Annotated in this window: 8 protein-coding genes; all 8 read left to right on the top strand. The window is 55.6% G+C overall.

Annotation, left to right across the window (positions count from 1 at the left end; genetic code table 11):
* Positions 1 to 1,959: pyruvate:ferredoxin (flavodoxin) oxidoreductase (gene nifJ, locus K2H17_RS05710; RefSeq protein ID WP_300132452.1), on the top strand; the 1,959-nt coding region annotated here is incomplete at its 5' end.
* A 271-nt stretch (positions 1,960 to 2,230) separates the two neighbouring features.
* Complete coding sequence (locus K2H17_RS05705) at positions 2,231 to 3,181, top strand: hypothetical protein (RefSeq protein ID WP_300132449.1); 951 nt, start codon at positions 2,231 to 2,233, stop codon at positions 3,179 to 3,181.
* 120 nt (positions 3,182 to 3,301) lie between these two features.
* Positions 3,302 to 3,856 (top strand): porin family protein, encoded by a 555-nt coding sequence (locus tag K2H17_RS05700; protein ID WP_300132446.1) that lies wholly within the window; start codon positions 3,302 to 3,304, stop codon positions 3,854 to 3,856.
* 388 nt (positions 3,857 to 4,244) lie between these two features.
* Positions 4,245 to 5,672 carry an AAA family ATPase gene (locus tag K2H17_RS05695; protein ID WP_300132444.1) on the top strand — a complete coding sequence of 476 codons (1,428 nt, stop codon included), beginning with the start codon at positions 4,245 to 4,247 and terminating at the stop codon, positions 5,670 to 5,672.
* A 14-nt stretch (positions 5,673 to 5,686) separates the two neighbouring features.
* Entirely contained in the window at positions 5,687 to 6,958 is a 1,272-nt protein-coding gene (locus K2H17_RS05690) for a glycosyltransferase (RefSeq protein ID WP_300132441.1), read from the top strand.
* Positions 6,959 to 7,007: 49 nt separating this feature from the next.
* Positions 7,008 to 7,832: a protein kinase gene (locus tag K2H17_RS05685; RefSeq protein WP_300132438.1), complete on the top strand. Its 825-nt coding sequence runs from the start codon at positions 7,008 to 7,010 to the stop codon at positions 7,830 to 7,832.
* A 1-nt stretch (position 7,833) separates the two neighbouring features.
* Positions 7,834 to 8,964 (top strand): N-acetyltransferase, encoded by a 1,131-nt coding sequence (locus K2H17_RS05680; RefSeq protein ID WP_300132435.1) that lies wholly within the window; start codon positions 7,834 to 7,836, stop codon positions 8,962 to 8,964.
* Between the two features lie 55 nt (positions 8,965 to 9,019).
* A complete protein-coding gene (locus tag K2H17_RS05675; RefSeq protein ID WP_300132432.1) occupies positions 9,020 to 10,432 on the top strand; it encodes an oligosaccharide flippase family protein in 1,413 nt (470 codons plus the stop codon).
* The last annotated feature ends 67 nt before the right edge of the window (positions 10,433 to 10,499 follow it).

The following is a 10,499-nucleotide window of genomic DNA, read 5'->3' as shown; positions in this document are numbered from 1 at the left end:
GACAACGACATCACCGTTTACTACATCAACGCAACCAAGATCGCTCAGGAAATCGGCCTCGGTAACCGCACCAACACCATCCTCCAGAGCGCATTCTTCCGCATCACAGAAGTGATCCCCGTTGACCTCGCTGTTGAGCAGATGAAGAAATTCATCGTCAAGAGCTACGGCAAGAAGGGTCAGGACGTGGTCGACAAGAACTACGCAGCTGTTGACCGTGGCGGCGAATACAAGCAGCTCCCCGTCGACAAGGCATGGAGCAGCCTCGCTGACGACGCAGCCGTTGAAAACAACGATCCCGAATTCATCAACAAGATCGTCCGCCCGATCAATGCTCAGGACGGCGACCTCCTCAAGGTCAGCGACTTCGTCGGTCGCGAAGACGGCACCTGGGAACAGGGCACTGCCGCTTACGAAAAGCGCGGTGTGGCAGCTTTCGTCCCCGAATGGCTCGAAGAAAACTGTATCCAGTGTAACAAGTGTGCTTTCGTCTGCCCCCACGCTGCCATCCGTCCCTTCGTCCTCGACGAAAAGGAAATGGCCGCAGCTCCCTTCGGCGACGACAAGACCATCCCCGCCATCGGCAAGCAGTTCACCGGCATGCGCTTCATCCAGAGCGTCGACGTTCTCGACTGTCTCGGCTGCGGCAACTGCGTTCTCGTCTGCCCCGGCAAGAAGGGCGTGAAGGCTCTCGAAATGAAGCCTCTCGAAACCCAGCTCGACGTGCAGAAAGAATGGGACTTCTGCGTTAAGGAAGTTGCTTCCAAGCAGGATCTCGTCGACATCAAGAGCAACGTCAAGAACTCTCAGTTCGCAACTCCGCTCTTCGAATTCTCCGGCGCTTGCTCAGGCTGCGGTGAGACTCCCTATGTGAAACTCATCTCCCAGCTCTACGGTGACCACGAAATCGTGGCCAACGCAACAGGCTGTTCTTCAATCTACTCAGGCTCTGTTCCCTCAACTCCCTACACCACCAACGCCAAGGGTCAGGGTGTGGCATGGGCCAACTCACTCTTCGAAGACTTCGCTGAATTCGGTCTCGGTATGTCGCTCGCTCACGAGAAACTCCAGGCCCGCATCGCCGGTCTCATGCAGCAGGCTCTCGAATGTCCCTCTTGCAGCGCCGAAATCAAGGAACTCGCAGGCAAGTGGCTCGAAAACCGCACTGACTTCACAGTGACTTCCGAAGTTGCCGAAAAGATCGTTCCCCTCTGCGAAGCCTGCGGCTGCGACGTATGCAAGGGCATCCTCGCAAACAAGGAACACATCGCCAAGCGTTCACAGTGGATCATCGCCGGTGACGGCGCCGCTTATGACATCGGCTTCGGCGGTCTCGACCACGTGCTCGCAAGCAACAAGAACGTCAACGTTCTCGTGCTCGACACTGAGGTTTACTCCAACACCGGCGGTCAGTCTTCAAAGGCAACCCCGATCGGTGCTATCGCCAAGTTCGCCGCTGCCGGCAAGCGCATCCGCAAGAAAGACCTCGGTCTCATCGCCTCTACCTACGGCTACGTTTACGTTGCCCAGGTTGCAATGGGTGCCGACAACGCTCAGACCCTCAAGGCCCTCCGCGAGGCTGAAGCTTATGACGGTCCTTCACTCGTGATCGCTTACTCACCCTGTATCAACCACGGCATCCGCGCCGGTATGGGCCACGCCCAGGAAGAACAGGCCAAGGCTGTTGAATGCGGTTACTGGCACCTCTGGCGCTACAACCCCGCACTCGAAGAAGAAGGCAAGAACCCCTTCTCTCTCGACTCGAAAGAGCCGCAGTGGGATAAGTTCGAAGACTTCCTCAAGGGTGAGGTGCGCTACGCTTCCGTAATGAAGCAGTATCCTGCCGAAGCTGCCGAACTCTTCGCAGCTGCCAAGGAAAACGCTCAGTGGCGCTACAACAACTACCGTCGCCTCGCTCAGCAGCAGTGGGGTGTAGAACCCGCTCCTGAAGTGAAGTAAAGAATTTCACTCCGCGATAAAACCATCGGCCCTCCGGAACCAGTCTCGGTTCCGGAGGGCTTTTTTTGATATATATAGGAGATTAAGAAAAATTTGCGATATTAACCTATTTTAACAGTCGGGGAGGGGTAATTTCTTAAATTATGTCTATCTTTGCCAAGGATTCTAAAAGGCAGAATGTTTCAAATGCCAATTTGATAGTACGCGCCAATTTGATAGTACACAGCCATTTTACATATACATTTTACATACACACAAAGTTTTTTTAGCTATGAAAAAGCTCTTTTATTCAATGTTGCTTCCCGTAGTAGCCTGCTTTGGATTCGCAATGACATCTTGCAGTGACGACGATGACAAGGGAGGAGTTCCCGATCTTCCGACTCCGGAATATGAAAGTTCGAGCGCAAAGTATGAAATGAATTCCGGCAGCCCTTACCGTTCGATCGAGTTCACGGCAAGCGGTCAGTATGTGATTGTCACCAACAGTCACAGCTATTACTCGGCAGCCCCCGCAGCCAAGGTGAAAAAGCAGACCGCAGTGGGTACGGCAATGGCCTCAGGCATGTTCCGCACTCCCGACAGATCAGTCTCACGCGCCTATTTCGACGGCATCTATTACGGTAACTACACCAAGACCGGTGACAACCAGTATAACCTCCAGGGTTTCGGCACCATCACCGTCAACACCAGCGGTGACAACGCCTACTCGCTGACCGTCACCACTTCTTCCGGCTCGCAGACCCTCTCGGCTGTAAAAACCGTCGCCGATAAAGACAGCGACCGCACCAACGCCCTCTGCCGCACCTGGAACTTCGACAAGGTCAATCTCAAGGTCTGGATCAACGGATCCAAGAGGTATGACAGGACCGTGGCTGCCAACAAGCTCAACGATTTATTCGAAGACTGGGGCGATGACGGCTGGGAGGAAGACGAGATTCCCCGTCAGGTCATCTTCACCAAATCAGGCACCTACATGGTCCTCTATGGTCTCAACGATTATTCCAACAACTCACTCGACATCTCTTCCTGGCGCTGGGAGGACGAAAGCAAGGGCATCATCCGCTATTCCTGGGATATCGGCGACTTTGACGACGAAGACTCCGGCTTGATCACCACAAGCTTCAGCGGCAAGAATATGACCATCTGGGAGGAATATTCGGAAGAAGAAGACGGGGATAACTACCGCGAGAAGATCACATGGTACTTCAGCGAAGCAAAATAAGATACCTGACAGTTGACTATTAGTAATTTCATAAATTATAGTTAAGTAAATCAAGGGCGTGGAGCAGTCCGGGCATAAGGTCCGGTCCCGCCTCGTCCGCAAACCAATCAAATCATCATTATGAAAAAGTTTTTCCTCGCTGCTTTCGCAGCCCTCTGCGCATTCGGCGCATCCGCACAGACATTCTGGAATTCAGAATCCGCTGACAAGAAAGTGACTCTCGGTGTACGTGCCGGTCTTGACATCGCTGACATCCGCATGGACCACGCCGACTTCAAATCACGCACAAGCTTCCTCGCCGGTGTTTCAGCCGACTTCAACCTCGTCAAGAGCTTCTCGATCAACTCAGGTCTCTTCTACGCCGGCAAAGGCGCCAAGGATCTCTCTGCCGACTTCATCGAACTCCCCGTCTACGCTTCTTACCGCATGAATTTCGCCGAAGCCTCACAGCTTCAGGTGAACTTCGGTCCCTACTTTGACTTCGGTGTTGCCGGTGACGCTTTCAAGGACGAAATGGACGGCAAGCGTTTCCAGATGGGTCTCGGTCTCGGCGCAGGCTACACCTTCCACAAATTTTATCTTGGAGTCCAGTACCAGTGGGGTCTGACAGAAGTTGTTAAGGACAGCGAAGCATACTGGGACTGCCTCAACATCTCTATCGGTTACAACTTCTAAAAAAACCGATATTTGTGGTTGTTGCAGAACTATGATTCCCGATAGGGACGCTTTGCAACATCCTCCAATTGCAATAGGTTTTACAACATTAGCATGTAAGTTCATAATGTGAGAACCACCTTTGCGTGGCGGAGTCCGAGTGGATTCCGCCACGCTTTGTGTTAGATAATGTTGTAAAATCGGCCATAATTGGCTTTGGTAGGGACCTTTTCAAAGCGTTCTCTTACAGATGCCTGATTCCAAGGCAATTGCGGACGTTTAAAAAGTGTCTCTATCGGGAATCATAGTTCTGCAACAACCTCTTAAAGACTGTGCTGAGGTCTTTTTTATGTTAAGGGTTGTTTATGAGATTTGGATCAGCCGATTTTGTGTTAAATTTGCACTATCTATGACCGTAGGTGAATTTGCAGATTTGGTCAGGGCTAAGTTGCCCTATGTGGCCAATGGGCAGCAGAGTCTGCTCATTGAGGCTTTGGCGCGTTTCTGTTCGGCGGCTACTCCTTCTGATTCGGTTTTCATTGTCAACGGCTATGCCGGAACGGGAAAGACCTCGCTCACAGGTGCTTTGGTCAAGGCGCTGGAGGAGGTCGGACGCACCGTGGTGCTGCTTGCGCCGACCGGCAGAGCCGCGAAGGTGTTCAGCGCCCATTCTGGTCATCCCGCCTATACGATCCACCGCAAGATCTACCGCGGGGCTCCCGGCGAACTCTCAGGAGGCATGACCCTCATGCAGCGCAACAGCCTTGCGGATGCCGTCTTCATCGTCGATGAAGCTTCGATGATCTCTGACAGCCCCTCGGCTGCCGACGCTTCGGGTGCCATACGCCAGAGCCTGCTGGAAGACCTCGTGGAATACGTCTTCACGGGCGATAACTGCCGCCTGATTCTCCTTGGCGACGTGGCCCAGCTACCGCCGGTCGGCTCGGCGGAAAGTCCGGCCATGCAGCCCTCGACCTTCAAGTCGCTCGGACTGCATGTCAGCCGCGCGGTGCTGACCGACACTGTCCGTCAGTCGCGCCGTTCGGGCATCCTGCGCAATGCCACATGGCTGCGCCGCGCCATGCTGCTTGACCCGCTTCCGGCGCCGAGGCTCTTCACGGAAGGCTTCGATGATGTCCGTGTGGTGGAGGGAGACGATGTCATTGACGCCATAGCTGACTGTTACCGCACGGACGGGGCGGGGGAGACAGCTGTCATCACGCGTTCCAACCGCCGCGCAACGGGATTCAATCTCGGCATCCGCTCGCGCATTCTCGACTGCGAGGAGGAGCTTGTCAGAGGCGAGCGTCTCCTGGTGGCCAAAAACAACTACACATGGGCCTCGAAGATCAAGGGCCTCGACTTCATTGCCAACGGCGACGTGGCCGAAGTCAGCCGTGTCCACGGGACGGAGGAGAAATACGGCTTCCGTTTCGCCAACGTCACCCTGCGGCTCCCTGACAGGGATGTAGAGGTCGACTGCCGCATCTTCCTGGAGACCCTCACTGACGAAAACGCCTCCCTCTCGCGCGAACGCATGGAGCAGCTCGCCCAGGCCCGCATGGCCGATCCTGAGGTCAATGCCCCGGATGTGGCTTTCGAGACACGTCTGCGCCGCCTGCGTACCGACGAGTATTTCAATGCCCTGCAAGTCAAATATGCCTATGCCGTCACCTGCCACAAGGCCCAGGGCGCACAGTGGCGCAACGTCTTCATCGACATGGGCGGAATCACCCCCGACCAGCAGGGTCTCGAATTCTACCGATGGCTCTACACTGCCACCTCCCGCGCCACCTTACGTCTCTATTACATGAACCCCGGCCAGATGGCCGAATAGACAAGTCCTCAGATATGGAATCAACGATTGTCCTCGTGACCACGTCTTATCCGACAGCCGGCATAACCGAGGCGGCTTTCATCGAACCTGAACTTGGGGCTTTGAGCCGGAATTTCAGTCGGGTGATACTGCTGCCTGTAATTGACGGCGGGCAGCGGCCACGGATGGAGTGGGCGAATGTGGAGGTGGACTGTTCACTGGCAGAAAGACCGTCGGCTCTCAGCCGTCTCGGCCATCTGCGTTTCCTCCCCGGAGCCTTCGGGCTGCGCGACTTGGGCAGCATGGTCAAGGGTAGCCGCAGCGCAGGGATGCTTGTCAGCCGCTGTCTCTACTACATGAATGTCGAGCGTCTGCGCCGTGGATTCGCATCGTTGATCGACCGCCGTGGGCTTGATCTCTCGCAGACGCTGTTCTATACCTTCTGGTTCGACTTCCCGGCCGTGGCGCTCGCCCGCCTCTCTCTGAGCCGTGAAATCCGCATCGTCTCGCGCGCCCACCGCTATGATCTCTATGATGAATCCTTCCGCAACCGTCCTCCTGAACTGAGACGCTTCGCGCTGAGCCGCCTTTCCGGCCTGTTTGCAGTCTCCGAGGCCGGTGCAGCCCATCTCAACAGACTTTATCCCGGATTTGAAGACCGCATCGGTGTCAGGCATCTTGGATCATCGAAACCGGATCCCGACTTCATTGCCGTGGCCAATGAAGCGGAGAGCGGCTGTCAGACTTTCCTGTCAGTGTCGCGTGTGGATCCTGAAAAAGCCGTCAGCCGCAATCTGGAATTCGTGGCAGCCGTGGCTTGCCGCTGTCCGGCGAAGAAAATCCGCTGGATCCATGTCGGCGACGGTTCGGAGATGGAAGCCTTGCGCGTCCGCTGCCGGGAAGTGCTTTCCGCCACCGGGAATCTGACGGTCGAACTGCGCGGCGCCTTGCCCAACAGTGAGGTCCATCGGCTCTACCGCAGCGAAAAGCTCGACTGGCTCATCCTGTTCAGCGACTCTGAAGGCCTGCCGATCACGATCTGCGAGGGGCTCTCATACGGCGTTCCCGTCATAGCCAACGCAGTCGGCGGTGTCAGCGAGATAGTCAGTCCCGAAGCAGGGCTGACAGTGGTCCCCGGAACCGCTCCTGAGATGATTGCAGAGCGAGTCTGCTCCTGTATGGACGATCCTGAGGCCTATGTCCGTCTCAAGCGTGGTGCCCATGAAAGATGGAGCCGGATGTTTTCATCCGCCGCTCTTCGTGAGCATTTTGCCATAGAAATGGCCGGATTGCAAAAAAAATTGTAAATTTGCATTTTGAACCAATTCCGCTGTTTTTCAAAACAACTTGACCGCCATGGACAATTCCGCTCTTTCCACACCCTCTCCTAAATGGACCGAGATCGAACATCTTCCCGAATGGGACGAGGAATTCTACCTCATTTACACCGCTAAGAAGCATGGCAAATGGCTTATGCTCAAAACTCTGCGTCCTGAGCTGAAAGGGCAGGAGAAGTATGAGAAGATGATCGAGAAGGAGTTTGAGGTGCGCTACAATCTCGCGCATCCCCACATCATCATGATCAACGACTTCGAGGAAGTGCCGGGGCTGGGAATGTGTATAATCACCGATGACGTCTATGGCGATTCGCTCGCCAAGCTCATCCGCGAGGGGAAGGTCACCGACGACCATCTCTACAAGATACAGCATCAGCTGCTTGATGCCCTGGACTATATTCAGGCCAAGCATCTCGAACACCATCCGCTGTCCACCTCGCGCATAATCTTCACCGAGAATATCGGCAACCTGAAGCTCATTGATGTCGGCTTTGACCAGAACACCCACATCACCCCCAAGGATGTCAGCGAGGACATCAGAAACTACGGCGAGGTGCTGATGGCCGCCATCGAGGCTTCCGGAAACACCAGTCAGCGCCTGCGCAAAGTGGCTGAAAAGTGCATGAATCCCGATCCGGCCAAGCGCTATCAGGATGTCAACGCCCTGCGCCTTGCCCTGGCCGACCGCAAGACCAACAATATCTATCTGGCGATAATCGCTTTCCTTGTGGCAATGATCGCATTGCTGCTGTGGCTCAACTCTCCCTACCGTCCCGAACCTCTTGAACGCGGCGAGATAAGCGAAAGCGTAGCCCCCGTAAAATCCCCATCGACCGATCTCTGATATGTCAGTAACCATAAAGGCCATAGAGCCTGTAAAGAAAGAACTGCGCAAATATGTGAACTTCGGCATAGATCTCTATGACGGAAACGACTATTTTGTGCCTAATCTTGTTTTTGACGAAATCCATACGCTGTTGCCTTCCAAAAACCCGGCCTATGACTACTGCCGGGCGCAGTCGTTCATGGCCTACCGTGACGGCAGGCCTGTCGGGAGGATCACGGCGATAATCAACGACCGTCTCAACGAGACGACAGGCCGCAAGGAGGCCCGTTTCGGTTTCGTTGACTTCGTGGATGACTGCGAAGTTACCGACGCTCTCTTCGGCGTCGCCGAGCAGTGGGCCCGCGACCGAGGCATGACCGAAATGATCGGCCCGATGGGCTTCACTGACATGGACCGCGAGGGTATGCTCGTCGAAGGCTTCGAGGAGATGGGCACGATGGCTACCATCTACAACTATTCCTACTATCCGGACCATGTCGGGCGTCTGGGCTACCGCAAGGACACCGACTGGGTGGAATATCGCATCACCATCCCCGACAAGGTGCCTGAGAAGATGACACGCATCTCCGAGATTGTGCTCAAGAAGTATGATCTGCGTATTCTGAAATACACCTCGGCCAAGAAAATCAAGCGTGACTACGGCCACGAGCTTTTCCACCTGATCAACGAGACCTACGCCAATCTCTACGGCTATTGCTCGCTGACCGAGCGCCAGATCGACTACTACATAGACATGTATCTGAGCATCCTGCGTCTGGAATATGTCAGCGTGGTCGTCGACAGCAAGGGCAAGCTTGTTGGCGTCGGCATCACACTGCCGTCGCTCGCGCAGGCCCTGCGCAAGTCGCGCGGACGGCTCTTCCCCTTCGGCTGGCTGAGGATTCTCCGGGCCATGCGCGGCCACAACGACGTGATCGACCTGCTTCTCATTGCCGTGGCTCCCGAATATCAGTCAAAGGGAGTCAACGCGCTCTTCTTCTATGACCTGCTGAACCTCTACATCAAGAACGGTGTGAAATTCGCCGAGACTAATCTTGAGCTTGAGAGCAACTCGCAGGTGCAGTCTCAGTGGGAATATTTCGAGCGCCGGCAGCACCGCCGCCGCCGCGCTTTCCGCAAGCAGTTGTAGAGAGGAGACTATGCGGCTTGGGCGGGGAGGTTTGAGCGCGAAGGTGCTTAAGGCTATGGGACTCTTCGGCGGAGTGCAGGGTTTCGGGATTCTGTGTGCCGTGGTGAGAGTCAAGCTTGTGGCCTTGTGGCTCGGACCTGCCGGAGTGGCGCTGTTCGGAATCTTCAACGGCGCTGTCGATATGGTCAAATCCTTTTCCCAGCTTGGTTTCAGATCAAGTTCAGTGCGCGACATCGCCTCGCAGAGCGACGCTGATGCCGTGCGCCGGATTGTGGCGGTCGTGCGCCGCTGGGGCCTGATGCTCGGTCTGTTCGGCGGCGCTGTCATGGTTGCCTGCGCCCCCTTTCTGAGCAGATCGACTTTCGGATCGGATGACAGGACCCTGAGCTATATGGCACTGGGTGTGGCTGTCTTTCTTTTGGCCGTGTCAGCCGCCGAGGAGGCGGTGTTGCAGGGACTGGCGAGACTGCGCGCTCTGGCGCGTGCCTCTCTGTGGGGGATGGCCGGAGGTCTGGCCGTGTCGGTTCCGATGTATTATTTCTGGGGGATTGACAGCGTTGTGCCTTCGATCATAGCTTATGCGCTTGTGACAAACATCGTCCTGATGTGTAACCGCGTCAGTCTTTCCGGGCCGCCGCTCAGGATCGGGATGGGGGAGACCTGGCGCAGCGGTAAGGTTTTTATCATGCTGGGGATCTACATGACCGCGGCCGACGTGATTTCTCAGGTGATGAGCTACGTTTTCATCGCCTGGCTCAACCAGACCGGCGGGGAGAATGAAGTTGGCTTCTATCAGGCCGGATTCACGATGGTCAACCGCTATCCGGCACTGGTGATGAGCGCCATCGCGATGGAATATTATCCACGTCTGGCCTCGGTGATCGGCTCGCGGCTGAGGACCCGGATTTTCGTGGCCCATGAAATGAAGATGCTGACCGTAGTGCTGACCGCCTTCGTCGCTATCTTCGTGGCGTTGTCGCAGATAGCCGTCAGGCTGCTCTATTCGGCTGAATTTGATGTCGCGGTGCCGTTCGTGACAATAGCTATGGTCGGAGTGATGCTTCGCGCCGTGTCCTACTGCATGTCCTATGTCATCCTGGCCAAGGGTGACGGCAAGGCCTTTCTGCTGACGGAATCGGTCAGCGCCGTGGCCGGACTTGGGCTGAACATCGGTGCATTCCGGCTGTGGGGGATTGCGGGGCTGGGTGTGAGCTACACGCTCTTGTATCTGCTTTATGTTCTGATAATCGCCGCAGTCTATTACCGCCGCTATCGGCTGAGGCTTCCGCGCAGGCTGATGCTGACGGTCTGTGCCGAGACCGGAGCCGTAGGGCTTTGCGTCATCGTAGCCATGACCGCAGGCCATCTGTGGGCGCTGCTGCCGGGAGGCGTGACCGCCGTGGTGTGTCTTTACAGTCTGAAAAGCAGTCTTGGCCGCCCTAAGAGGGCGTTTCATGCCAAGAGTTAAAATCTGAGTGGTGTATCTTTTAGATAAATTGTTGTAAATGAGAAAGGAGCATAGCGAGCTATGCGAC

This window comes from Duncaniella sp., assembly GCF_029054785.1.
Classification (GTDB): Bacteria; Bacteroidota; Bacteroidia; order Bacteroidales; family Muribaculaceae; genus Duncaniella.
The sequence above is the reverse complement of the archived record's forward strand: the minus strand, read 5'-3'. Positions and strand labels throughout refer to the sequence as shown.

Coding starts and splice junctions, on each gene's coding strand:
- K2H17_RS05705 (WP_300132449.1), top strand. CDS start 2,231: ATGAAAAAGCTCTTTTATTCAATGTTGCTTCCCGTAGTAGCCTGCTTT.
- K2H17_RS05690 (WP_300132441.1), top strand. CDS start 5,687: ATGGAATCAACGATTGTCCTCGTGACCACGTCTTATCCGACAGCCGGC.
- K2H17_RS05685 (WP_300132438.1), top strand. CDS start 7,008: ATGGACAATTCCGCTCTTTCCACACCCTCTCCTAAATGGACCGAGATC.
- K2H17_RS05680 (WP_300132435.1), top strand. CDS start 7,834: ATGTCAGTAACCATAAAGGCCATAGAGCCTGTAAAGAAAGAACTGCGC.
- K2H17_RS05695 (WP_300132444.1), top strand. CDS start 4,245: ATGACCGTAGGTGAATTTGCAGATTTGGTCAGGGCTAAGTTGCCCTAT.
- K2H17_RS05700 (WP_300132446.1), top strand. CDS start 3,302: ATGAAAAAGTTTTTCCTCGCTGCTTTCGCAGCCCTCTGCGCATTCGGC.
- K2H17_RS05675 (WP_300132432.1), top strand. CDS start 9,020: ATGGGACTCTTCGGCGGAGTGCAGGGTTTCGGGATTCTGTGTGCCGTG.